The organism is Aliidiomarina soli, from assembly GCF_003986975.1.
Lineage (GTDB): Bacteria > Pseudomonadota > Gammaproteobacteria > Enterobacterales > Alteromonadaceae > Aliidiomarina > Aliidiomarina soli.
Map to the genome: position 1 here is coordinate 108,597 of NZ_PIPO01000002.1, position 24,886 is coordinate 133,482.

Here is a 24,886-nt window from a genome sequence, read left to right on the forward strand (position 1 = left end):
GTTTCAGAGAACACCACACGCAATGGCTTAATTTTAACCTGTACGGCGCGTAAATCCTAGTGCCGCCCTTGTGATGTCGCTAATTTGTCTGACTATATATGTTTCCACAAATGGTGAAACAAGGATGTTCGATGCTAAATGCAAATACTGAGGCAAAACTTTTAGTGGCCGCGCTAAGCGACTGGATTTCGTTCACTCTGGCGCCGAGATCTTTATTAAAGCTGCTTGAAAAGCACCGCATCGTTGTCGGTGGCAACGAGAAAGAGCCGTTGGACGGGTTGACCTCGTTCTGGCGTCAACAGTTTCCGGGCTGCTCCGCGCAGGTGCTAAAGGCCGTTGTAGGCTGGCTTGAAGAAGGGGAGCAGCGCGCGGTGGTTAGCCAGGCGTGCAGCGAATACCCTGAGCACCTGAGGCAGATTGATCGCGCTCCGCCGTTGCTGTTTGTTGAGGGTGATGTAGCGCGACTTGGTAACCCCCTGATTGCCGTTGTGGGCAGTCGCCGGGCGTCCCCTTATGGTCTCGAGCAAACCGAACAGCTAAGCGCGGAGCTGGTTGCTGCAGGGTGGGGGATCTGTAGCGGAATGGCGATGGGGGTCGACGCGGCAGCGCACCGAACTGCACTTAGTGCAGGAGGGGTAACCATAGCTGTGTTAGGGACCGGGCCAGATATCTGTTATCCCCCACGGCAGCGCGATTTGTACCACCAATTGCGCAACGATGGCCTGGTGGTAAGTGAATTTTTCCCTGGCACGGCGGCGCGAAGCGATCATTTTCTACGCCGTAACCGTATTATAAGTGGTCTTAGCCAGGCGGTGCTGGTGTGCGAAGCCAGCGCTCGCAGCGGTTCCCTGGCGACGGCACGCTTCGCACTAGAGCAAAATCGCAGCGTGATGGCAGTCCCCGGGCCCATTACCCAAAGTAGTTACGCCGGGAATCACAGCTTAATCCAGCAGGGTGCTAAACTAATTACCTGTGGTCAGGACATTTTAGATGAATTGCCGCCACTAGTTTGCAATACGCCGCTTGAAGTTTTAGCCTTGCGGCCCGATATAGTAGGAAAGCGTGCAACTGGCAAGCCGTGCTTGGCAAACGAGCAAATGTTAGCTAACGTAGGATTTGAGACCACGTCCGTTGACAGCCTGGTCGAACGTACCCGCCTGCCAGTGGCCGAGGTTATGAACCAGCTCATCAGTCTTGAGTTGGATGGATGGGTAACAGCAGTTCCTGGCGGGTATGTCAGGGTGAGGAGGGAATAAGCGATGTTTGATATCCTCATGTACTTGTTTGAGAACTACATTCATTCAGAAATGGAAGTGGTTGTCGACCACGAAGAACTGACCGATGAGTTAACTCGGGCCGGGTTTCACCACCAGGAAATCAATAAAGCACTGGCGTGGCTAGAGCGTCTTGCGGACTTACAGGACAGCGGTAAAACACCCTATCTGCAAACGTCGCCCCAGGCCGCGTATCGGGTATTTACCGCCGATGAGCAGGCGCGCTTAGATACCTCGAGCCAGGGCTTCCTGATGTACCTCGGGCAAATCGGCGTACTCGATTTCAGCACCCGTGAGATGGTGATGGATCGGGTAATGGAGCTGGATGCCAAGCAGTTTAGTCTGGAAGACCTTAAATGGGTCGTGCTGATGGTACTTTTCAATGTGCCGGGTCGGGAAGATGCCTACTCGCAAATGGAAGGGTTACTGTTTGAAGAGCCAGAAGGCTTCCTCCACTAGGCTATGAGTCGACGCGACGATACCTTATTTGAGTTGGCTGAGTCGAATAACTCGGAGCCCTGTCCTCGTTGTCAGGGCTCTTTAGTTATTAAGCATATTGGCCAAAACAGCTTTTGGGGGTGTAAATCGTACCCCCAGTGCACATATACCCGATCTCTGCATGAAGAAGAGGCATTCTCTCCCGAGCCTCTGCCTGATAGCTTTTGCCCCCTGTGTGAAAAACCCCTGTTACTGAAAAAAGGCCGTTATGGGTTCTTTATCGGTTGTAGTGGATTTCCGTTGTGTGACTACATGGCAGATCCGGAGCCAGATCCTGAAAGCCCATTGTGTGACTGCCCGCAATGCGGCAAGGGTCAGTTGGTTGAACGAACGAATAAATTTGGTAAACACTTTTACCCATGTAACCGATACCCAAGCTGCAAGTTCGCGCTCAATCAAAAACCAGTTGCACAGCCCTGTCCGGACTGTGGTTATCCGGTTCTGGTGGAAAAAGCATCTGCCGCAGGTAAACGCCTGAGTTGTCCGCAAAAGACCTGCGATTACAAGTCAAAGCCTTTATAATAACCAACTATTCACCTGTGTTTTGTTAAACGCGCGATTGTCCCGCGCTATACCTGCAAAAATAACAGGCTCAACGTTAGCGCGATTAAGGAGAACCCCCGGTGAACGAGCAGTTAGAGCAATTCGTTGAAGCCCGTGAGGCATTGTTGAATCATGGCGTAATCGCGTATCCGACAGAGGCTGTGTTCGGCCTGGGCTGTGCCCCCTATGATGAAGTCGCCGTACGTAAGTTGCTGGCATTGAAACAGCGCGATGCGGCAAAAGGGCTGATCTTGATTGCGGCCAATTACAGTCAGTTGCTCGATTATGTGGATGACCGCAAAATTGGCCAGGATGTTCGCTTTAAAGTGCTTTCCCATTGGCCTGGCCACACCACTTTGGTGCTGCCGGCTCGTGATGATGTCCCTAAATTTTTGCGTGGGGAGCATGACACCATAGCGGTCAGAGTTACCGCCTTCGAACCTGCCCGGCAACTTTGCAAAACCCTGGGTACAGCGCTGGTGTCAACCAGTGCCAACGTAAGCGGCAAAGCGCCATGCACCACAGCAGACGAAGTCCGCCAGCAGTTCAGTGATCAGGTGGCGTGGGTGATGGATGCACCTGTGGGTGGCGCCACGACCCCGAGCACTATTATTAACCCATTGACCAATAAGGTACTGCGCTAATGTCTGACCGCTTTGAATCGCAAGCTCAGTCACCGGCCACTGCCCAACAGCCCAGTCATGAGCATGGCTATCTGGCACAGGTGAAGACGTATCTGCTTGAGTTACAGGATCATATCTGCCATACGTTGGCCGCCGCAGATGGCAAGGCACAGTTTGAAGAAGACAGCTGGACGCGGCAAGAAGGTGGTGGCGGCCGCTCGCGAATTATCAAAAACGGCGCGGTGTTCGAGCAGGGCGGTGTCAACTTCTCCCATGTCTATGGGGCGACTATGCCAGCGTCGGCAACAGCGCATCGTCCAGAACTTGCCGGACGAAGTTTTCATGCCTGTGGTGTGTCGCTGGTGCTGCACCCGAACAATCCGCATATTCCAACCAGCCATGCCAATGTCCGGTTTTTCATCGCTGAAAAAGACGGTGAAGCCCCGGTCTGGTGGTTTGGTGGTGGCTTTGATTTAACGCCTTTTTATCCCCGCGAAGACGACGTTATCCACTGGCATCAAACTGCAAAAGCCGCGTGTGACCCGTTTGGCTCTGATTATTATGACAAGTTTAAACACTGGTGCGACGACTACTTTTACCTTCCGCACCGCAACGAGACACGGGGCGTTGGTGGGCTGTTCTTTGATGACTTGAACACCAACCCAGGCGGCGAACTTGATTTTGAACATGCCTTTGGCCTGATGCGCTCGGTGGGTGACCATTTTGTCAAAGCCTATGTTCCTATCGTGGAAGCCCGTAAAAACGAGCCCTACACCGAGCAGCAGCGGGACTTCCAACTGTATCGCCGTGGCCGTTATGTCGAATTCAACCTTGTGTATGACCGCGGAACGCTGTTTGGTTTGCAAACGGGTGGCCGAACAGAGTCGATTCTGATGTCGATGCCGCCGCTGGCGCGTTGGGAGTATATGTATCAACCGCAAGAAAACAGCGACGAAGCACGTCTGTATGAACGATATCTGCAACCACAGGACTGGCTAAAGTGAGCGATGCGAACGGTACCCGTCTGAATAAATGGATCAGCGAAACGGGCATTTGCTCACGGCGTGAAGCGGACAGGTTAATCGCCGAAGGGGCGGTCAAAGTGAATGGCGCGGTGGCCGAGATGGGCGTCCGCGTGGGGCCGGATGACCGAGTCGAGGTGCGGGGTAAACCACTGGGCAAAAAGCCTGACCGCGTTTATCTTGCTTACCACAAGCCCGTTGGTGTGACCTGCACCACAGAGCGAAAAGTTCGCAGCAATATTGTAGATGCGGTGGGGTATTCGCAGCGCATTTTTCCGGTGGGTCGGCTCGACCGGCCATCAGAAGGTTTGATTTTACTCACTAATGATGGTGATATTGTAAACAAAATATTGCGCGCAGGTAACGAACATGAGAAAGAATACATAGTTACCTTAGCGGAACGATTCGATGATGCCTTCTTGCAACAGATGCGCAGTGGCGTACCGATCCTGGATACCGTAACCAAACCTTGTGTTGCGGAACGCATCTCCGGTCGAACCCTGCGTATCGTTTTAACCCAGGGGTTAAACCGGCAAATTCGGCGTATGGCTGAATACCTTGGTCACGAAGTGGTCACTTTGAAACGGGTGCGTATTATGCACATTGCGTTAGGCGACCTGGCCGTAGGTGAGTACCGGCAACTAGCCGGGAAGGAGTTAGCAGTACTGGAGCGGGTGCTATCTCACTCTATAAAAACAGAAGAAGCTTCTCGGCCACCTGTGGTGCAACAACGTCCGTCAAAGGCGCGGTCACCACGCGGAGCCAAGGCAAAAACCGCAGAGAAACGGGGTAAACCAGGATTTCGTGCCCGCAAACGTTAATCTGCATTGGTAAATGGGACTCTACCGATGATTAACTTTTTAATGTTCGTTGCTGTTATTGCTGTCGTGGCAATAGTGGCCAGAAGTATAGTGGTTAAACGCCAGGTGAATAATAGTGAACCTGTTACGCACTCAGCAGAGACTACGACAACAGAGACAACCAGAACAGAAGAAACTAGCAGTACTGCGATTGAAGCCTCCGATGCTGGTGAGACGGAAGCGCAACAAGCGACCGTCAAAGCGGCCGAAAAAGCACATATGGAGAAGGCTGGTGAGGCTACCAAGAGTGACCTTGAACGTGCAGCCGGAGCCGGTGTTGCTACCAACAGCGCGCCGTCAGTACCGAGCGAAGTAGAACCGCAGGCGGCGGGGCTGGCCGAAACAACCGATCCGTTAGCGCGACATCGTTTGTACCAGCAAATTGTCGATACCTGCTATCGCGAACGCAATACAGAGCAAGGCCGGATTGCACTGATGCATTATGCACAGGCACACCTGGATGAGTTCGAGCATATCCGGGAGCGATTGGCGCAGGTTAATGGTGGTAAGTTACCGCAGGTGAGTACGTTCAAGCATTATGCCAGTGTGCTGGGTGAACGCGGGCAGTATGCCGAAGCCATTTCGGTCTGTGAGCAAGCACTGGATTATGGTCTGAAAGATGGCACTAAAACAGGCTACCAGGGTCGTATTGAACGCTTGAAAGCAAAGCAGGAAAAAGACTGATAGCGGCTTAGCTGTTGATCATGTGATGAGCAAGTTGAGTGAACTGAGCACGTAACTGCTGCTTAAGCAGGGTGTCATCAACTTGCTCGTCAATGACCTGATACATGCAGTAAAGCCACTGGTCACGCATGCTCTCGTCGATCTTAAAAGGCAAATGGCGAGCGCGTAAACGTGGATGGCCATACTTTTCGACAAAGCGTTGCGGCCCGCCCAACCAGCCGCTGAGAAAGTCAAAGAAACGCCCTCGAACGCTATCGAGCGGTTGCGGATGCAACGCCAGTAAAGCGTGCACAGCCGGATCGCTTTCCATGATATCGTAGAATCGATTGGCCATGGCCTCGACGCCGGGGTCTCCGCCAAGCTGGCTATATTGCGAGCCTGCGTACGGGTCCTCTGTCTTAGATTTAGTAAAAAAGCGAGAAAACATGATACCTCTGGCGGTTTTTGGCGATCCTATCGCGCACAGCTTGTCTCCCAGATTGCATCAGTTGTTTGCGCAACAGGCAGGGCTGACAGTCGATTACCGCGCCATTTTAGCACCCAGTGCAACCTTCGCCCACCAGCTCCGTGAATTTTTCGCCGCCGGTGGTGTCGGCGCCAATATTACCTTACCGCATAAACAAACGGCGCTGTCGCTGGCTGACCAGGCGACCCCGCGAGCATTGCGGGCGGGTGCTGCGAATACACTCTTGTACAAAAACAATAGCTTGCTGGCAGACAACACCGATGGTGAGGGTCTGTTAACGGACCTCGAGCGTTTGCTCGGTTCGATTGCAGGTAATCGAATTTTGATCCTCGGCGCTGGCGGCGCGGTACAGGGGATTCTGCAACCCATACTGGAGGCTAGTCCGGCGAGCGTTGTTATCAACAACCGGACGGTTGAGAGAGCACAACGGCTTGTTGAATGGTTTGCTGATGAACGCTTGCGTTGCTATGCCGAGACCGATGAACGGGCCTCGTTTGATATTATTATAAATGCCTCCGCGGGAGGTCACGGCGGTCAGGTCGCGAATCTACGCGCCGAGTGGTTTGCTGAGGCCCGGCTGGCTTACGATTTGAGTTACGCGGATGCCGCGGCGCCTTTTCTGCAAACAGCCCGTTCGCTGTTAAATAAATCTGCTCAGGCTAGTGATGGACTGGGTATGCTGGTTGCTCAGGGCGCCGCCAGTTTTAAGCTGTGGACCGGTGTTAAGGCCGACATTGAACAGGCGTTGCAAGCACTGCGCGTGTAAAACGAGCGAGCTTTTTTTGCGATACTGCTAAGCTAAGGCAAAAAGGATACTAACGGCGCGCTATGAACCTCGACCAAATTCTGATTTTGCTGGTATTGCTGGCTGCCATGATAATGTTTATTTGGGGCAACTGGCGCCATGACATGGTTGCGCTGGGGGCGTTGCTCGCCTGCGTCTTTCTCGGCCTGGTGCCGGCAGACATTGCATTTACTGGGTTTGGCCACCCTGCAGTTATCACCGTGGCCTGTGTGTTGGTGTTAAGCAGTGCACTCCAGGCATCCGGTGCTGTTGACGTGCTGGCACAAAAAGTCCTTCCTAAGCAGTCCGGGCCGACCTTTAGTATTGCAATGCTGACGGGGCTCGCCACGCTGATGTCAGCCTTTATGAATAACGTCGGAGCGATGGCGCTTCTGATGCCCATTGCTATTCAGTTAGCCAGCCGCTTGCAGCTCCCGCCTGGCCGCGTACTGATGCCGGTTTCGTTCGGCTCAATTCTTGGCGGCATGACCACCTTGATTGGTACCCCTCCCAACCTGATAGTTTCCGGATTTCGTATCGAAAACGGGCAATCAGGTTTTGCTATGTTTGATTACACGCCGGTCGGGGCTTTAATTGCTCTCGCCGGTGTGGTGTTTGTTGCCTTACTTGGCTGGCGTTTAGTGCCGGCGCGGGAGCGGGCCGATGCCTCAGGCTTCGACACTGCGGCGTACATTACCGAAGTCAGGGTTCGTGAAGGCAGTAAAGCCGAAGGGCTGCGCATTAATGAGCTGGAAAAATCGTTAGACGAACACGATGCGCAGGTGGTCGGGATTTTACGTGGCAATGAACAAGTGACGGCTCCGCATCCTCAGCGTCGTTTGAAAGCAGAAGATGTTCTGGTCATTGAAGCGGATCCGGAAAGCCTTGGTGCTGCGTTGTCTAGCCTGGGGTTAAAACTTGAAGAAAGTCAGCGACCCAAACGCGATGAGGACAACGGAGATGAAGAGGACGCAGTGAATCCGTCGCCGAAAGTAAAACCGAAGGCCTTTATGGGGCGTCGGGTGACTGCTTACTCGCGGGGTACTGAAGCGCTGGATGATGAAGACCAGACAGCGGATGAAAAAGAAGACGCGCGGCAAAAAGCGGCGGGGGATGTGGTGTTACTGGAACTGGCGGTGTTACCGGATGGTGACATTATCGGGCGCGCCGCCAGCGAGCTGGCATTGCGGACCCGTTATTCGGTAAATTTACTGGCGGTTTCACGCCAGGGTACTCATAATATTCGGCGCATACGGCACACGCGGCTTCGGGCTGGTGATGTACTACTGATGCAAGGCGACTCCGAGGCGCTGGCAGAGTTTGCATCGGTGTTTGGTTGTGTGCCGTTGGCGGAGCGCTCGATTCGCGTTCCAAACAAACGTAAAGCGATGCTGGCCAGCCTGGTGATGGCCGGGTCTATTGCAGGTGCTGCATTTGGCTTGCTTCCAGCTGCAATTACCTTTGCCGCGGGTACGCTGGCTGTGATGGCATTGAAAGTGGTAGCGCCGCGTAAGATATACTCGGCAATTGACTGGCCAGTGATCGTGTTATTAGCGGCTTTGATCCCGGTTGCTGGCGCCATGACCAGTACCGGCACCGCAGACTTGCTGGCGAACTTTTTGCTTGCTGTGGTGGCGCAGGAAAATGCCATTATCGCACTGACTGCGATTTTAATTATTACCATGGTGTTGTCGGATTTTATGAATAATGCGGCTACTGCGGCGGTCATGTGTCCTATAGCACTGAGTAGTGCGACCGCCCTTAGTGTGAATAGCGACACGTTTTTGATGGCAGTGGCAATCGGCGCATCCTGTGCCTTTCTGACCCCGATAGGTCACCAGAATAACACCCTGATTCTTGGGCCGGGTGGGTTTAAATTTGGTGACTACTGGCGCCTCGGTGTGCCCTTAGAAGTGATAGTCTTGTGCGTCGGCATTCCAGCGCTGCTGCTGTTCTGGCCATTGTAAATGCAACCGCGATAGATGAGGTAACAGATGAGCAATGTACTTGGCGACAAACAACGCGCCCGTACGGCTAAAGAGAAGGACCGTCGCCGGGACAGTATTGTCCAGTCAGCGTTGGAACTTTTTCTGGCAAAGCCAGGCGCGTTGCCGACCATGAACGCGATAGCGACACGGGCCGGGGTTTCGAAAGGGACCACCTATATCTACTTCGATACCAAAGAATCAATCTATCTGGCGTTGCTGGAAGATGAGCTGTATGACTGGCTGCAACATATTGAAAAACAATTAAGCTACGTTGGCGGGGATGAAGTTGATAAACTAGTCGACGCGTTGATGGCGTTCACAGAGCGACAACCTAATTTGTGGCCACTGGCGAGTTTAAGTCATTCGGTGATCGAGCTGAACATCGATAGCAAAGAGTTGTTGTCTTACAAGACCAAGCTGGCGCAACGCTTTAAACGCTGCGGCAAAGCAATCCGCGAGCACTTTAAGCTATCGGATAAGTTCAGTGAAGAAGTTGAACCCATGCTAATGCAAAGCTACGCGTTTATCCTTGGCCAATGGCAGGTCTGTAACCCGCCATCGAGTATTGCGAAGTTATTACGAGGGCCTGGTTTCAAGGTCTTACAACCTGACTTTGAAAGGGTAACCAGGCATGCTTTAGAGCAACTCTGGCGCAACTTTATTGATGAACAGCGCAAGCACGAGCAAGGACCAGGTGTGCTTAACCGCCTGTTCCGCAGAAATTAACAGTTAACCTAATTTACTAAAAAAGAGAAGGGATATTCATGAGTCGTATAGCAAAATGGGTGGTAGCGCTACTTGTAATTGGGGTTGCTGTGTACCTGACACTGGTCGGTATCACTGGCTCGAAAGCGCGAGAGGTTGCCAGCGAGCAGTTCCAGACGTATGCCAATCAGTCACCTGAAGTGGATTTAGAGATTGAATGGACTGAAACTGGCTTCTGGAGTTCAGAAGGCTTGGTTACCGTGCAAATGGACGCAGAGCCGCTGGGTAACCTGGTGATTACTCACACCATGCGTCTTCGTCATGGGGCTTTGGGTGCGGCGGTAGCCGGTGAGCTTGAAGCATCGTTAGGCGGTGAGTCGATTAATGCCCGCATGCTAAATGGCGAACCTATTATTGTCGATGGCCGTGTCGGGCTGGGCGGAGCGCGCCTGAGCTACCAGGTGCCGGCGATTGAAATGGCTGATGAGGCCTCTGATATTGTGTTGATGGCAGCACCTTTTGCGCTGGATGTTGTGTTGAAAGAAGACGAGCAGCATAGCCAGGCGCGGGTTGAATGGTTGCGTGTGACGCCGACGCAGCAGTCTCATGCGAAAGAGGGTGTGTATTTTGAGGGGCTGCATTTTTCTGCTCAAACGCGGCTTCACCCGGACGACGGTGAGCTTCTGCTGAGTACGGGCGAATCCGGTATTGAGTATGTTGCATTCAATAATGCTGATGATCAGGCCCAGATGAGCCTGAGCCAGCTTGTGAATGAGATCCGGGTAGAGCGGGTTGGTGACAATCTTCAGTTCGAGTCTGATCTGTCGGTCGAAGAAATCGATTACATGGGCTTTATGGCCGATCTCGAGTTAGATGTCCTGGTCGAAAATATTCCATTCGCAGCGTTTCAGCAGTTCCAGCAAAATGCTGATCAGGAAGGCGCAGATTTCGCTTTACTGGAAGCAACTCAGCAAAATGACGGCAAGCTAATCATTAAGCAACTGCAAACTACGATCAAGGATTTTGGTCGGGTTGAAGCCAACGGTGAGTTTTGGTTGCGTGAAGGCTTTCCGCGTACAGAGGATGCTGAGTTTGGTGACTATCTCAATGGTCGATTGAACGTTCTTGATTTACCGCAAATGCTGATGATGCCTTTAAGCGGAGTCATTAGCGGTGAGTTACCCTGGTTAATTGAATTAGAGGATGGTGAGCTTAGTATCAACGGCGAAGCCCTGGATTTACCGGCTCATTAATTCTTGCTATAAGCGCCGGCCTTTTTATCGCAAAAAATTGCTGGCGCTTATTCCCCCCTGTGGTAGTCTTATCGACCCGCTTAGTTAGACCCTGTAGCGGGACAGAATGAAAATGACCAGGACAGAACATGCAGTGTGTTCTATGCAGTATCCACAGTCTAAAGTAAGCAGAAGTTACTAAAAAAACGACCTGCTTATACCAAAGGCTACAGCCGTAAAGCCTTATAAATCAGTAAATTATGATAACTTCCCACTGGATCCTTGTTTTTTGACGGAGACGGTGCCTTTGTTTTGCCCACAGAGTTATCCACAGCTTATTCAGATTACTTCAAGCTCGCACCAACATGGTGAAAAGAGCCGCCTTGTGGCATCCTATACGCTATATAACTTCTTTAATCAGACGGCTTTGCTATGACCCAGATCCCTGAAAACCCTTTTATTCTGGTCGATGGTTCCTCGTACCTGTTTCGCGCTTACCATGCGCCTCCCCATCTGACCAATAGTGCTGGTGAACCGACTGGTGCGATCTACGGTGTGGTCAACATGCTGCGCAGCCTGTTGAAGCGCTACAAACCAAGCCATATGGCAGTGGTCTTTGATGCTAAAGGTAAAACATTTCGCAATGACCTTTATGCAGAGTACAAAGCGAACCGGCCTCCGATGCCCGATGACTTGCGTAGTCAGATTGCGCCATTGCACGAAATTGTCCAGGCGATGGGGTTACCTTTGCTATGCATCGATGGTGTCGAAGCCGATGACGTCATTGGCACGCTGGCCCGCCAAGCAGAGAAAGAAGGCCGCTTGACCCTGATCAGCACTGGCGATAAAGACATGGCGCAGTTGGTTGGTGAACATACCATTCTAATCAATACCATGTCCGATACTATTACCGACATCGAGGGTGTGAAAAGCAAATTTGGTGTGTCGCCAGAGCAGATTATTGATTACCTGGCACTGATGGGCGACAGTTCGGACAACATTCCCGGTCTGCCGGGAGTCGGCGATAAAACAGCGCAGGCGATGTTGCAGGGCATGCAGAGTATTGATGCGATGCTGGAAGCGCCGGAGAAACTGACTGAACTCAGCTTTCGCGGCGCCAAAAGCATGCCGAAAAAGCTTATGGAATACAAAGAGCAGTTGTTGCTGTCACGCGAGTTAGCCACCATTGATGAAAATGTTAGCCTGAGCATGAAGCCGGACGAATTAACCATTCAGCCTGCAGATACTGAGGCCTTGGTGCAGCTCTATGGACAGTGCGAGTTTCGTCGCTGGCTGGGCGAAGTACTTGAGCAGGGCGCAGCGACTGACCAGGCACTGGGGCTCGCGCCTGACGAACGCAAAGCGGGTAGCGACATCGACACCAAGACCGCCACCATCGATACCAGTGCGTACGAAACCATACTAAGCAAAGAGGCTTTCACTCGCTGGCTGGAGAAGCTGAAGGCGGCCGAAGTGTTTGCCCTGGACACTGAAACAACCAGTCTTAACTACATGGATGCGCGCTTGGTTGGCTTGTCGTTTGCTGTGCAGGAAGGCGAAGCGGCCTACCTGCCATTAGCCCACGACTATCTGGACGCGCCTGCACAGCTGGATATGGACTGGGTGCTGGCTGAGCTGAAACCATTACTGGAAGACCCGACGCCGCGCAAGGTAGGTCAGAACCTGAAATACGATATGCATATTCTGGCTAACTATGGCATTGGTTTACGCGGCATCCTTAATGACACCATGTTGGCCTCCTATGTGCTGAATAGCGTTAGTTCACGGCACGATATGGATACGCTAAGTCTGCAATACCTGAATCATAAAACCATTTCTTTTACAGACGTGGCAGGCAAAGGCGCCAAGCAACTAACCTTTAATCAGATAGGGTTAGATGAGGCGGCGCCTTACGCTGCCGAAGATGCGGATGTCACGCTGCGTTTGCATCATGCTTTATGGCAACGTCTGCAGGACGAGCCTGGCCTGCGTTCGGTGTTAGTCGACATGGAATTGCCCGTGCTCAGTATTCTGGCGGGCATGGAACGTCGCGGTGTGGTGGTGGACCCTGGCTTACTAGCCATCCAGAGTAAAGAGCTTGAACTGGCTCTGCGCCAGATTGAGGAAGAGGCGTTTGCCATTGCGGGGGAGGAGTTTAATCTAAACTCGACCAAGCAGCTGCAGACCATACTTTTCGAAAAGCTCGAACTGCCGGTACGCAAAAAGACGCCCAAAGGGGCACCAAGTACCGCTGAGGAAGTATTGCAGGAACTGGCACTGGACTACCCGCTGCCGGATTTAATTCTGAAACACCGTGGTATGGCCAAGCTCAAATCGACGTATACTGACAAGCTACCAAAAGTCATGAATCGTACCACGCAGCGAATTCATACCTCCTACCACCAGGCTGTCGCGGCCACCGGGCGTTTGTCGTCCAGTGATCCGAACCTGCAGAATATACCGATACGAAATGAGGCGGGACGCCGTGTTCGTAAAGCATTTATCGCGCCTGCCGGGTACAAAGTGGTGGCGATCGATTACAGTCAGATTGAACTTCGTATCATGGCGCACTTATCGCAGGATAAAAGCCTGCTCGACGCCTTTGCCAAAGGGCTCGATATCCATAGCGCCACCGCAGCGGAAGTTTTTGGAGTGCCTCTTGAGTCGGTTAGCAGCGAGCAACGACGCAGTGCCAAAGCGGTCAATTTCGGCTTAATCTATGGCATGTCAGCCTTTGGGCTGGCGCGGCAACTCGGCATCGGGCGGAATGACGCGCAACATTACATGGACACCTATTTTGAACGCTTCCCTGGTGTTCAGGATTATATGGAGCGTACCCGCCTGCAGGCGGCGGATAAAGGCTATGTCGAGACCCTGTACGGTCGTCGACTGTATTTGCCCGAAATTAAAGCGCGTAATATTCCTCGCAAGAAGGCTGCCGAGCGGGCTGCAATTAACGCACCCATGCAAGGTACTGCGGCCGATATAATCAAACGAGCGATGATTAAAGTCGCCGACTGGTTAGCGAAACAGCCGCAACAGGACGAGGTTTTCATGACCATGCAGGTTCACGATGAACTGGTTTTTGAAATAAAAGAAGAGGCCCTGGATCGGATTGTGCCCGCTCTTTGTTCAGTGATGGAAGAGGCCGCTGAGCTGGATGTACCGCTGGTTGCTGAAGCTGGAATTGGTGATAATTGGGACGAAGCGCATTAGCGCGCTTCGTCGGCTTCTAGATCGTCCAGACTTTCACTGACCGTGGCGGCATTCGCCCCGGCGACCGGGGTACTTGGCTGGCGGTTCGCCGACCAGACGCCGAATAGGATCAACACCATCCCCGCAACCTGGTAGATAGAAATCAGTTCGCCATCAAGCACACCTAAGGTGATGGCCACAATGGGGATCAAGTAGGTTACTGAGCTGGCGAAAATGGCGCTGGCTATTTGTACCAGGTGGTTAAATAGGACCAAGGCCAGTGCTGTGCCGATGACGCCCAGGGTGACTACAGCCAGCAGTGACCACCAGGCTTGCGGCCCGCTCGCGAGCTTGTTGACGACGTCGGCCGGGCCGGCTAAATACAGCACAGCCACTGGCAGTACCATCAATAATGAAACCCCGGTAATGGTGACCGGACTCAAATTAGGCAAGTAGTTTTTGATGAAATTCAGGTTAAGGCCGTAACATAATGTGGCCAATACAATGAATAACGCGTAGGCATTTAGAGCCACCTGGCCATTGCCCTGGACTAAAACCAGCAGCAAGGTGCCAGCGAAGCCAATACCCAGGCCTATGATGGTGCGGCGACTGACCCATTGAGAGAATAGCAGGGCGCCAATAATCAGGGTGAAGAGCGGGGTTAAGGCATTTAAGGTGCCAGTTACACCGCTATCCAGCTGGGTTTGCGCAAATGCAAACAGGAAAGCAGGGAGCAGGCTACCCGTCATGCCCACCGATAACAGCACCAGCCACTGCTTACCTTTTACCGTACGCAGCCGCCACAGAGCGAACGGGGCTAGCGCAGCGGCTGCCGCAGCCAGGCGTAACGCCGCGACTTCGGTTGGCGTGTAGCTCAACAAGCCTTTCTTAATCAGCATGAAAGAGCTACCCCAGACAAGAGCCAGGAGTAGTAATTTCAACCAGGTAGAAAGCGGATAATTAGTCATCGTGTGCGGTGTCATTCTCTCTTGTGCCAACAGGTTGGGTAAGCCAGCTATTTAGGGTTGATTCAAGCTCAGGCAAACCATGTTTGTTTAACGAGCTAAAGGTAATAACCCGGACATCCCCACCAAAGCCAGGAACTGCTTCTTCAGCATCCATCAGCGCCTTTTTTCGTGCCCCGGATTTAAGTTTGTCTGCTTTGGTTAGCACCGCCAGGACTGGAATGTCGCTTTCGACCGCCCAGTGAATGAGTTCCTGGTCGAGATCTTTAAATGGGTGGCGGATATCCATCAGCACCACCAAGCCACGCAGACAGTCACGCATCTGAAGGTATTCACCAAGGGACTTTTGCCATTTAAGTTTGACTTCAAGCGGTACTTTGGCAAAACCATACCCAGGTAAGTCAATCAAACGCTGGTGATCGGACAAGGTAAACACATTAATAAGCTGAGTACGGCCTGGCGTTTTACTGGTGCGGGCTAGCTGGCGTTGCCGTGTTAATGCATTGAGCGCACTACTCTTACCGGCGTTGGAACGACCTGCAAACGCCACTTCAATGCCTTGGTCAGCAGGGAGCTTACGGATATCGGGGGCACTGGTCAGAAATTGGGCCTGACCAAAATTTATTACTGAATCTGTCACGCTACACCTCTGCACAGAAATTGGGCGGCTATTATGCCGGATTTCGTGCCGTTCAGCTAATCCATTGTACACTCGGTGGGATTAGGCATTTATTCATGCCGAGAATCGTGTAAAATGTATGCCAGTTTAGTACGTTAACAGCGACTTTAAGTCTGGGCGGATGCCCATAATGGATGCAGAGATCAAGTCATGAAGAAATTCGCGATTTTATGTGGTGTAGTACTTTTTGCCAGCAATGCAGCCTTGGCAGAAGAAGGTGATATCGAGCGCGGTCAGGAATTGACGCAAACATGTGCAGCTTGTCATGGCGCAGACGGGAACAGCCCAAGCGGAGATTTTCCGACTATTGCCGGGCAGCATAATAAATACACAATTAAACAGTTGCACGATTTCCAGACTGGCAATGAAAGCCAGGGCGAGCGTGGTCGCTATAACGTACTGATGGCCGACCAGGTTGCAGGTTTAAGTGAGCAGGACATTCGTGATCTGGCAGCATACTTCGCTGCACAGGAACATGAGATTATCGGTACCGACCTGAGTGAAGAAGAGCAGGCTCAGGCGCAGGCTCTGTATATGGGTGGGGACGAAGAGCGTGGCATTACAGCTTGTGCAGCCTGCCATGGGCCGCGCGGTAACGGCATGGGGCTGGCAGCATTCCCAATGATTAGCGGCCAGCATGCAGCCTACACGCGCACTGCACTTGAGCAGTTCCGTAGTGAAGAGCGAAGCAATGATCCCAACGCAATGATGCGTGACATTGCCAGCCGTTTATCAGACGAAGACATTGAACTGCTGTCTCGTTACATCAGCGGTCTTTATTAATAGCTAAATGACGATTAGCTAAGTGCTAAGCTCCAAGAGTTAGCGCCTGCTACCTAACGAAAGCCCCTCATGGCGAGGGGCTTTTTTGTATCTGGCTTTTAACCTGGACAGTGGCTTACTGCGCGGCTTCCTGCAGGTAGCGCTGGATATTGGCTTCCAGTGTTTGTAACGGCACACTGCCATTTTTGAGGATCTGGTAGTGGAACTCACGAACATCAAAGTCATTACCCAGCTGCTCTTCAGCCAAAGCTCGCAGTTCTTTGATCTTCAGAGCACCTAGTTTGTATGACAACGCCTGGCCTGGCCAGCTGATGTAGCGGTCAATCTCGGTGTTGACGTTATGCATCGACAAGGCGGTGTTGCTGGCCATGTACTCAACCGCACGGTCACGGCTCCAGCCCATGGTGTGCATGCCAGTGTCGACAACCAGACGAGCAGCGCGCCACATTTCGTAGGTTAAGCGTCCAAAGTTGCTATAGGGGTCTGTGTAGAAGCCCATTTCGAGCCCCAGATACTCAGCGTACAGTCCCCAGCCTTCGCCGAATGCGGAGATGTAGATTTCACGGCGGTACTCAGGTAACTGGTCCATTTCCTGAGCCAGTGCAATTTGCAGGTGATGGCCTGGAACGGCCTCATGCAAGGTCAGGGCTTCCAGTTCATACAGCGGCCGACGGTCCAGCGCGTAGGTATTAACCCAGTAGAAGCCCGGCTGGTCATCGCGATTGGCTCGGACATAGCGGCCGGTGGTGTAATTGGGGGCTATTTCCGCTGGAACCGGCTCGACCCCATACGGCGTGCGCGGCAAATGTCTGAACAAGGCGGGTAACGCAGCATCGGCCCGTTTGGCAATGTAGGCGGCTTCGCGCAGTAATTCCCCGTCACTGCTGGCATAGAACTGGTCGTCGCTGCGCAGGAACTGAATAAATTCAGCAAAACTGCCGTCGAAACCGACTTCTTCGATAACCTCACGCATTTCAGCGCGAATACGGGCCACTTCATCAAGCCCGATCTGGTGAATTTCTGCCGGCGTTAAGTCGGTGGTGGTGTAGTGCTGCGCCCGGTTGGCATAAAAGCGCTCACCATGTGGCAATGCTGTCGCTGCTATAGAGCGCCGCGCATTGGGCAGATACTCATTTTGCATGAAATCATAGAAGTCCTGATACGCGGTATTCACCTCGGTGGCAATGAGGGTCTGCGCTTCCATTTCGAATTCACCGTACTGCTGCTCACTTAGGTGTGACGAGCGCTGTGCGAAAGGCCGATAAAAAACGCTTTCTCTGGGGTCTCCGGTGACGTAGGACTGAATACCATCAGTGAACCCTGAAAGCACAATCGCAGGTTGGGTAATACCCTGCTCGATGCCTTGACGCATATAGTCCATCTGCTGCTCGAAGTAGGCCGGAATGGCACGCAGTTGTTGCAAATGATTTGCGTAGTCCTGTTCGCTGACGAGCTGTGCTTGCCCAGCTAAACTGGCAATGGCACTGTGGAAACCAAATTCGTTGGTTAGCGGCATCAGGTGCGCATTGAATTCATATTGATCAATGTCATTGGCCAGACTGTACATGATCATGTCGCGGTTAATACGGTTTTGAATACTGAGTGTGCGCGCATCAATGGCTTCAAGTTGCTGAAAAAACTCAAGGCGCTGAGCATGCCGCTCAGCGAGTGCCTGAGGCGAAATGTCCAGTAACCCGTCCTGAGGGTGGCGCTGCTCTTTCTGATAGTCCCAGGCCTGCTGAGCGAGACTGGTAAATGCTCGGTCAGGGTGACTTTGAGTCTGAGATTGAGCCTGATTAGATTGAGTTGAAGGCGACGGCGTGGTACCGGCGCAGGCGCTAAGCATCAATACCGAAGCGGCGACGAGAGAGAGGCGCATGGTGACTCCTTTAAACGGGTTAATCGCAACGTCATACTATCAAAACATTGATTGTACGCTTAATTAGCGTCAGGTTGCGACCCTGAGAGTAGTTTTATACCTTCGGTCTTTACACAAATTTAACGAACGGTAATAAGAAACGCGTTTTTTATAGCAATAAAGTTGTTGATACTCTGCTCAAAAACCGTAACCTAGGACTCCATAAAGCGTGCTGGCCAGATGAAAGGTTAATCATTTGTTGGCTTATCTTTTTCAAGCACCAGCACCAATAACAAAAATAATAAAAGCTATAAAAATAAGAATTATAAGAATTATAAAAAGTGCAGTAAAAAGCGCGCAGATTAAACAAGGAAGAATAATAACGCCAGGAGGCGACATATAAGTTAACCATGGGATGTGGTCGACGTGCCAACAAAGGGATGCACAGCAGTTACTGTAGCGCATCGACAATAATAATGGCTAAAAGCTTACAAGACGTAATAACAATAATAACTACGAAAGTAGCGACAACAGTTCTCGAAACACCTTAGGGTGCATTGGGTTCAAGTAAGGCGATGAAAGCAATTTCATCGCCTTTTTTATTTTCTCTGCGCAAATTCACTGCTCTGAATGCCCTTATGCGTTACCATATAGCAAGATAGTTATAGTGAGGTACGGATAATGACCCGCCGCAAAAAAACACGAAAACAAGGTCCGCTGGGCGTGAAGTCTCAGCCCAAAAATTTACGTGAACATGGTGCCACCGACAACAGCAAAAAGCCGCAGCGCAGCAAAGGTAAGCCCGCCGGCAACCGGCACGCCGAAGGCGCCGCAAAATCACCTGCTGCCACTGCAGCGTCGCGCCAGAACGATCCGAGAGTAGGAAGTAAACGTAAGATCCCATTGAATGCAGCGTCACCAGCGCCAGTCACCGCGAAAAAAGCAGCCGCTGAACCGCTGTCGCCTGAGCAGGAGTTTGCCGCGCTGGAAGAGAACGAACGGTTACAGACACTGTTAGCCAAGCTGGATGATGGCAAAGCGTTAACTGCTGAGGACCAACAATGGGTGGATCGCCAGTTAACCCGCTACCGGGCTCTTGCGGAAAAACTGGGGATCGACCTCGAGGACGACGATGATGACAGTGACGACGATTTAGAGCCGTGGCAACGTTTTGAAAACCCGAAAGACTGGGTATAACAGGAGAAAGCAATGGTTTGGTTAGCATTGATTGTAGGTAGTATTATTATTGCGGCATTGGCGTACTACGCAGGTTCGCTGTTAGCACAATTGCGGCGTCAACGGCAGATCCGGGATACGGCCATCGGCAAGCGCAATAGTAATCTTTTTGAGAGCATCGAAACGATTGCATTAGCCATGCAGCAGGAACAATGCCCGCTATCCGAAGGGTCATTGCGGCTCACGGTGTTACTTGACCATCTCGCCTTGCCGGGCGATAAAACCTATGAGCAGGACTACCCTGCAATCCATGATATGTATCACCGGATCAAACACATGCCGACCCACGAAGCGCGCAAGCAGCATCCGAAAAAGGATATTCGTGAAATGGACCGAGAGCGCGAAGGGTATGAAGTGGAGTTGGCAGAGCCGATTCAGAAAGATATCAGCGCGCTGCTGGTATGGGTTCGCCGACAGCGCGCTGGTTAGTGTTTAATGGTTAACGGTAAATGGGTTTTAGTTCTGCTTGAAGACCTGCCCGTCACGCATCACAAAGTGAATCTCACTTAGAATGCTGATATCGGCCAGAGGGTCGCCTTCGACAGCGACCAGATCGGCCAGTTTTCCGGCTTCAACAGTACCCAGATCATCGTCTTGCTTAAGCAGCGTTGCCGCATGATAGGTCGCGCTGCGAATGGCTTCCATGGCAGGCATGCCAGCTTCAACCATATAGCCGAATTCACGGTAATTTTCGCCGTGGTCAAACACCCCAGCGTCAGTACCGAACGCAATGTTAACGCCGGCGTTATAGGCATCGGCGAATGTTTGCTGAATTAACGGGCCTATCGCGCGTGCTTTAGGGCGCACCATCTCTGGAAAAAAGCCATCTATCTCAGCTCGTTCTGCAACTGACTTACCTGCGGTAATAGTGGGCACGTAGTAAGTGCCGTGCTCGCGCATGGCTGCCATTACCTCTTCATCCATGTAGGTGCCGTGTTCGATTGAATCTACCCCGGCGCGAACGGCGCGCAGCATCCCCTCGCGTCCGTGAGCGTGAACAGCAACCGTCATGCCGTAATCCTGGGCGGTGGTGACAATAGATTCCAGTTCATCCATCATGAACTGAGGGTTGTCACCACTTGAGGCCATGCTGAGAACGCCACCGGTGGCGGTCAGTTTGATCAGATCAGCACCGTCCTGGTAACGTTTACGCACTGCCTGGCGTGCTTCGATAGGGCCGTTGACCACGCCATCAGCGGGCGTAGGGGCATCGCCAATTAAGCTGTCACGTGTATTATTCGTTGGGTCCGCATGACCGCCGGTGGTGGCGAGCGACTTGCCAGCTGCGAAAATGCGTGGGCCTTCGATAAGCCCCTGGCTGATGCCGTTGCGCAGGGCAACGGAAACGTGATCACTGTCACCAAGTTCGCGCACCGTGGTAAAGCCGGCGTGAAGGGTCAGTCGGGCATAATGTGCCGCGCGCACCGCTGTGGTCGCCGGGTTGTCGGTGAACCGGTTCATATACGACCCCTGGCTCAGCTGACTGGACAGGTGGGTGTGGCTGTCAATGAAGCCGGGCATGACGGTGGACTGGCGTAAATCAATCAGAGTGTCATCGTCGGATGGTTGTTGAAAACCAGACTCTACACGAGCAAAACGACCATCCTCGACAACAATGGTCACCTCACTGCGAGGGTCGTTATCAGTTCCATCGATCAGGGTTCCTGCATGAATATAGGTCGCAGCCTGCAGCTGGCTGGAAAAAGCAAGACTGGCAGTAACGCCGAGCGTGGCTAAGATTGCTTTCATTGGGCACTCCTCACTATTGTTTTTTTAATTTGCACCCCAACATAACAGAGTTCATAGATGTACGCTTCACCGAATCGACGTGCTCACGTTATACTGCGGCAAAGCCCCACACCTGAATTAGGACCAGCGACATGTTTAAAGGCTTACGAGAAGACATTGCCAGCGTTTATGCACGAGACCCTGCAGCGCGCCATTTCTTCGAAGTGCTGACCAATTACCCCGGGCTTCATGCAATCTGGTGGCACCGGCTCAGTCATCGTTTGTGGCTGCTTAAGCTGCGTTGGCTCGCGCGTTTTCTATCGACACTGGCGCGCTGGTTTACCGGGGTAGAAATACACCCAGGGGCAAGAATCGGTCGCCGTTTCTTTATTGACCACGGAATGGGCGTGGTTATTGGGGAAACCGCTGAAATTGGCGATGATTGTACCCTTTACCATGGTGTTACCTTAGGTGGCACCAGCTGGACCGCGGGAAAACGCCATCCAACCCTGGGTAATGGCGTGGTTATTGGTGCAGGTGCCAAAGTGCTGGGGCCACTCTATGTCGGCGACAATGCACGTATCGGCTCGAATGCGGTGGTGGTGAAAGATGTTCCGGCAGGTGCAACCATGGTCGGTATTCCCGGACGGGTTGTGGCACCAAAGGATATTCCCACCGATGGCAAACGTGCCGCGATGGCAAAAAAATATGGGTTTGATGCCTACGCTGTGTCAGAAGATAACCCCGATCCGGTGGCGATGGCGATCGGCAATATGCTCGACCATGTCAACTTGCTGGACGAGCGGGTCAGTGAGCTGTGTAGCTCGGTAAATAAACTCGGTGGCGACGTGTGTGGGGACTTACCACGCATTGAAATGGATGATGAAGATTTCAGGGAAGCAGAGAAGCGCGCCGCGGAAAGTCGGAAAGACGCATTAGACCGCTTTGACCCCAGTATTTAACCGGCAAGTGCCCGGTCGTAGTTAACTTAAGGAAGGACCATGGCTGAATCCAGCATGCAAGTATTTGACGACAACGCCAGCAGCATTGGACGCACACCGTTGGTGCGCCTGAACCGCATAACCAGCTCCAAGGTGCTGGTGAAAATGGAAAGTCGTAACCCGTCTAATAGCGTCAAGTGCCGCATCGGTGCGAGTATGATTTGGGCGGCGGAAGAAGCGGGCCTGTTAACCGCGGGCAAAAAAATCATCGAAGCGACCTCTGGTAACACAGGGATTGCGCTGGCATTTGTAGCCGCTGCGCGCGGCTACCCGTTGGTGTTAACGATGCCTGCGTCAATGAGCCTTGAACGGCGTAAACTGTTGAAAGCACTGGGTGCCACCCTGATTCTGACCCCACCCGAATTGGGCATGAAAGGGGCGGTCGCCGAAGCGGAGCGACTGGAACAGGAAGAGCCAGAGACCTACGTCCAACTGAAGCAATTTGAGAACCCGGCGAACCCTGCAATCCACTTTCAGACCACCGCGCCCGAAATTGAAGAAGCACTAGGCGGTGCACCGGACATTTTTGTGGCTGGTGTTGGGACCGGTGGCACCATTAGCGGCGTCGCTCGTTACTTTAAAGACAAAGGCTGCGCCATGCAGGCGATTGCGGTCGAGCCGGAAGATTCGCCGATTATTGGACAGGCGCTGAAGGGTGAAGAACTCACGCCTGCACCCCACAAAATACAGGGCATTGGGGCTGGCTTTATACCGGCGAACTTAGATCTGGCGTTAATTGATGGTGTTGAGCGAGTCAGTAACGACGAGGCGATGGCAATGGCGCACCGGTTGATGCGCGAAGAAGGTATTCTTGCGGGCATTTCATCCGGCGCTGCGGTGGTTGCCGCTGTACGTCTGGCTGAGCAGGCAGACAATGATGGAAAAAGCATTGTGGTCATATTACCAAGCTCGGCAGAGCGTTATTTAAGCACGCCACTGTTCAAAGATGTATTTACCAGCCAGGAGCTCGAACCCTAGATGAGACGCTTCAGCCTATGGCTGACCGTTCTACTGACGCTAGTGAGTGTTAGTGCGGTGGCTGATACTGATGAAACAACGAATGCGGCGTTAGCTGCTGCGCTGCAGGAACGGGCAGAGCGGCTTAGTATTGGCCAGGCCGAGGTGATTATCTTTGATGGTCAGGGGGCTCGCTGGCGCCACTCTGTTGGGCAAAGTGACGAGAACCGCCTGTATTTGGTTGGCCAGGTGACTGAAACACTGACCGCGTTGGCGGTGATGCGCTTAGTCGAGCAGGGGCAATGGAGCCTATTTGACCGGATCGACCAGCGTTTGCCTGAACTGACGGTCGAAAACCCGTATCAGGAACAGGCACCGGTTTTGATTATTCACTTGTTGGAGCATTCCAGCGGGTTCGATCAGCGCCGCTTTAAAAGTCATCTGCAAAGCGGTACTGACCAACCGTCATTGATGCAGCGGCTGGCGCGGGAGCAAGCTGGGTTAAAAGTACGCTGGTCGCCAGGTTCCGCCAGTAGCCCCAGCACCCTTAATTATGCAGTGTTGGCTGCTATGCTGGAACGCCACTACAATCTGTCGTGGTGGGAGGTCATCGAGACTGAGGTGTTGCAACCGCTTGGGATTGAAAGTGCTCAGCCAGGTTCCGGCTCAGGCGACGTTCGCCCAGGGTCACATGGTTTACCAGCAGAGGAAGTGCCTTTTGTAGCTCGCTATTTCACTGAAGCGGACGGGCTCTGGCTGCGCAGTGACGATCTGGTCACACTCGGACGCTTTTTCTTAAGCCGCGGCGCAAGCAGTGCGTCTGCGGTGTTGCGCGCTGACAGTATCATCGCCATGGAAAGCCCACGCAGTACGGCTGCTGCAGACGCCGGGCTTGAATACGGCTACGCAGCTGGCCTCGACACACGAGCCAGATTTGGTCTCTGGCGCGGACGTCAAAGCAGTCTTGCCGGGTACAGCACGCAGTTTCGTTATAACCCGGAGCTTGATCTGGGCTATGTGATTGCGACCGATCATCAGAGCTTTCTGCCTGCCTTAGACGAACTAGTGTGGCAGCATTTGCTGGTTGAGCAACAGGGCGTGGTTAATGTACCGGGCGGGGTCAGTGTGGAGCAGCGCTGGCAGGGCTGGTACCGGTTAGAGAACCCGGAACATGCCATTCTGGCGCCTTTGCACTCTATTTTTGACCTTGCCTATGTCAGTCGGGATGGCGCCAACCTTACGTTGAAGCCCTGGATCTCGGCTACGGTGCCGCTGCGCTCTGTTGATGGTAGTCGCCTGGCGCACCGTGGAGATGGCAGTGAAGTTGGGGTGCTTTTCAGTGACGAATATGGCACTCAGCGGATCCAAATCCATACTGAGGTGCGGCAGCGAACCCCGGTGGTCAATGCGTTAGCGCCGCCGTTGTTGGTCATACTGGGTTTGCTGGTCCTGTTAAGCCACCCATTTGCCCGTCGCAATAGCCTACGCTATCCGACCTCCCGGCACTTCACTACGGCGGCGGCGTGGTGTCTGCTGTTGGCTGCATTTGTTGCTGGCAGTCTGAGCCTGGAGCAGGCAAGCACCGACAACTGGCGTAGTGTGTTGCTGTTTATATTCACGTTCTTATTTCCATTGTTCGCCCTGGCGGGTCTGCTAAGTAGCCTGTTTTACTGGCACCGTGAACCGGACCTCCGGGCGAAATGGAGAAATCTTCTTGGTGCAGTTATCGCGGTCGCGTTTGCTGTCTGGTTTATAACCTCAGGATGGTTCGCACTTCGAACCTGGGCCTGGTAGCAGGTAGGCAA

Annotated in this window: 23 protein-coding genes; 18 read left to right on the forward strand and 5 right to left on the reverse strand. The window is 52.8% G+C overall.

The window, feature by feature from the left end:
• Window positions 1-131 precede the first annotated feature (131 nt).
• The 7 genes from dprA (at window position 132) to CWE14_RS04270 (ending at window position 5,504) form a co-directional block, all read left to right on the forward strand.
• Window positions 132-1,256 (forward strand): DNA-processing protein DprA, encoded by a 1,125-nt coding sequence (gene dprA, locus CWE14_RS04240; protein ID WP_198676533.1) that lies wholly within the window; start codon window positions 132-134, stop codon window positions 1,254-1,256.
• A gap of 3 nt (window positions 1,257-1,259) precedes the next feature.
• On the forward strand, window positions 1,260-1,733 hold the full coding sequence (locus CWE14_RS04245; RefSeq protein WP_126798254.1) for a DUF494 family protein: 474 nt from the start codon (window positions 1,260-1,262) through the stop codon (window positions 1,731-1,733).
• Between the two features lie 3 nt (window positions 1,734-1,736).
• Window positions 1,737-2,294, forward strand: coding sequence for a DNA topoisomerase family protein (locus CWE14_RS04250; RefSeq protein WP_126798255.1), 558 nt, complete (start codon window positions 1,737-1,739; stop codon window positions 2,292-2,294).
• Between the two features lie 101 nt (window positions 2,295-2,395).
• The gene (tsaC, locus tag CWE14_RS04255) at window positions 2,396-2,959 is read left to right on the forward strand and encodes an L-threonylcarbamoyladenylate synthase type 1 TsaC (protein ID WP_241972319.1); all 564 of its coding nucleotides are present in this window, start codon (window positions 2,396-2,398) and stop codon (window positions 2,957-2,959) included.
• Entirely contained in the window at window positions 2,959-3,942 is a 984-nt protein-coding gene (gene hemF, locus CWE14_RS04260; RefSeq protein ID WP_126798256.1) for an oxygen-dependent coproporphyrinogen oxidase, read from the forward strand. The genes tsaC and hemF overlap by 1 nt, the downstream gene beginning before the upstream one ends.
• Window positions 3,939-4,781, forward strand: coding sequence for a pseudouridine synthase (locus CWE14_RS04265; protein WP_126798257.1), 843 nt, complete (start codon window positions 3,939-3,941; stop codon window positions 4,779-4,781). Before hemF ends, CWE14_RS04265 begins: the two co-directional genes overlap by 4 nt.
• Before the next feature lie 27 nt (window positions 4,782-4,808).
• On the forward strand, window positions 4,809-5,504 hold the full coding sequence (locus CWE14_RS04270; RefSeq protein ID WP_126798258.1) for a hypothetical protein: 696 nt from the start codon (window positions 4,809-4,811) through the stop codon (window positions 5,502-5,504).
• Window positions 5,505-5,511: 7 nt separating this feature from the next.
• Here the strand turns inward: CWE14_RS04270 and CWE14_RS04275 are convergent, their stop codons facing one another.
• A complete protein-coding gene (locus CWE14_RS04275; RefSeq protein ID WP_126798259.1) occupies window positions 5,512-5,931 on the reverse strand; it encodes a group II truncated hemoglobin in 420 nt (139 codons plus the stop codon).
• On the opposite strand from CWE14_RS04275, the gene aroE reads away from it, so the two are divergent.
• From aroE to polA, 5 genes are all read left to right on the forward strand, one after another.
• On the forward strand, window positions 5,930-6,736 hold the full coding sequence (gene aroE / locus CWE14_RS04280; RefSeq protein ID WP_126798260.1) for a shikimate dehydrogenase: 807 nt from the start codon (window positions 5,930-5,932) through the stop codon (window positions 6,734-6,736). The two genes, CWE14_RS04275 and aroE, sit on opposite strands and share 2 nt — an antisense overlap.
• Window positions 6,737-6,798: 62 nt before the next feature.
• Window positions 6,799-8,721, forward strand: a complete 1,923-nt coding sequence (locus CWE14_RS04285) for an SLC13 family permease (protein ID WP_126798261.1) — start codon at window positions 6,799-6,801, stop codon at window positions 8,719-8,721.
• Between the two features lie 27 nt (window positions 8,722-8,748).
• Window positions 8,749-9,468 (forward strand): TetR/AcrR family transcriptional regulator, encoded by a 720-nt coding sequence (locus CWE14_RS04290; RefSeq protein WP_126798262.1) that lies wholly within the window; start codon window positions 8,749-8,751, stop codon window positions 9,466-9,468.
• 38 nt (window positions 9,469-9,506) lie between these two features.
• Window positions 9,507-10,700 carry a YdgA family protein gene (locus CWE14_RS04295; protein ID WP_126798263.1) on the forward strand — a complete coding sequence of 398 codons (1,194 nt, stop codon included), beginning with the start codon at window positions 9,507-9,509 and terminating at the stop codon, window positions 10,698-10,700.
• Between the two features lie 411 nt (window positions 10,701-11,111).
• Entirely contained in the window at window positions 11,112-13,895 is a 2,784-nt protein-coding gene (gene polA, locus CWE14_RS04300; protein WP_126798264.1) for a DNA polymerase I, read from the forward strand.
• On the opposite strand, the gene CWE14_RS04305 is transcribed toward polA, so the two are convergent.
• Window positions 13,892-14,857 (reverse strand): DMT family transporter, encoded by a 966-nt coding sequence (locus CWE14_RS04305; protein WP_126798265.1) that lies wholly within the window; start codon window positions 14,855-14,857, stop codon window positions 13,892-13,894. The two genes, polA and CWE14_RS04305, sit on opposite strands and share 4 nt — an antisense overlap.
• Window positions 14,835-15,479, reverse strand: a complete 645-nt coding sequence (gene yihA, locus CWE14_RS04310) for a ribosome biogenesis GTP-binding protein YihA/YsxC (protein ID WP_126798266.1) — start codon at window positions 15,477-15,479, stop codon at window positions 14,835-14,837. The genes CWE14_RS04305 and yihA overlap by 23 nt, the downstream gene beginning before the upstream one ends.
• Window positions 15,480-15,668: 189 nt before the next feature.
• On the opposite strand from yihA, the gene CWE14_RS04315 reads away from it, so the two are divergent.
• A complete protein-coding gene (locus CWE14_RS04315) occupies window positions 15,669-16,301 on the forward strand; it encodes a c-type cytochrome (RefSeq protein WP_126798267.1) in 633 nt (210 codons plus the stop codon).
• Between the two features lie 115 nt (window positions 16,302-16,416).
• Here CWE14_RS04315 and CWE14_RS04320 read toward each other — a convergent pair whose 3' ends face one another.
• Window positions 16,417-18,180, reverse strand: a complete 1,764-nt coding sequence (locus CWE14_RS04320) for a DUF885 domain-containing protein (protein WP_126798268.1) — start codon at window positions 18,178-18,180, stop codon at window positions 16,417-16,419.
• A gap of 660 nt (window positions 18,181-18,840) precedes the next feature.
• Here CWE14_RS04320 and yihI point away from each other — a divergent pair.
• A complete protein-coding gene (gene yihI, locus CWE14_RS04325) occupies window positions 18,841-19,356 on the forward strand; it encodes a Der GTPase-activating protein YihI (RefSeq protein WP_126798269.1) in 516 nt (171 codons plus the stop codon).
• Window positions 19,357-19,368: 12 nt separating this feature from the next.
• Window positions 19,369-19,824: a DUF2489 domain-containing protein gene (locus CWE14_RS04330; protein ID WP_126798270.1), complete on the forward strand. Its 456-nt coding sequence runs from the start codon at window positions 19,369-19,371 to the stop codon at window positions 19,822-19,824.
• Window positions 19,825-19,851: 27 nt separating this feature from the next.
• Here the strand turns inward: CWE14_RS04330 and CWE14_RS04335 are convergent, their stop codons facing one another.
• The gene (locus tag CWE14_RS04335; protein ID WP_126798271.1) at window positions 19,852-21,144 is read right to left on the reverse strand and encodes a metal-dependent hydrolase family protein; all 1,293 of its coding nucleotides are present in this window, start codon (window positions 21,142-21,144) and stop codon (window positions 19,852-19,854) included.
• Between the two features lie 131 nt (window positions 21,145-21,275).
• Between CWE14_RS04335 and cysE the strand changes: the two genes are divergently transcribed.
• The 3 genes from cysE to CWE14_RS04350 are packed head-to-tail and all read left to right on the forward strand — an operon-like array spanning window position 21,276 to window position 24,875.
• On the forward strand, window positions 21,276-22,085 hold the full coding sequence (cysE, locus tag CWE14_RS04340; RefSeq protein WP_126788834.1) for a serine O-acetyltransferase: 810 nt from the start codon (window positions 21,276-21,278) through the stop codon (window positions 22,083-22,085).
• A 54-nt stretch (window positions 22,086-22,139) separates the two neighbouring features.
• Window positions 22,140-23,102 carry a cysteine synthase A gene (gene cysK / locus CWE14_RS04345; RefSeq protein WP_126798634.1) on the forward strand — a complete coding sequence of 321 codons (963 nt, stop codon included), beginning with the start codon at window positions 22,140-22,142 and terminating at the stop codon, window positions 23,100-23,102.
• Window positions 23,103-24,875: a serine hydrolase domain-containing protein gene (locus CWE14_RS04350; protein WP_126798272.1), complete on the forward strand. Its 1,773-nt coding sequence runs from the start codon at window positions 23,103-23,105 to the stop codon at window positions 24,873-24,875.
• The last annotated feature ends 11 nt before the right edge of the window (window positions 24,876-24,886 follow it).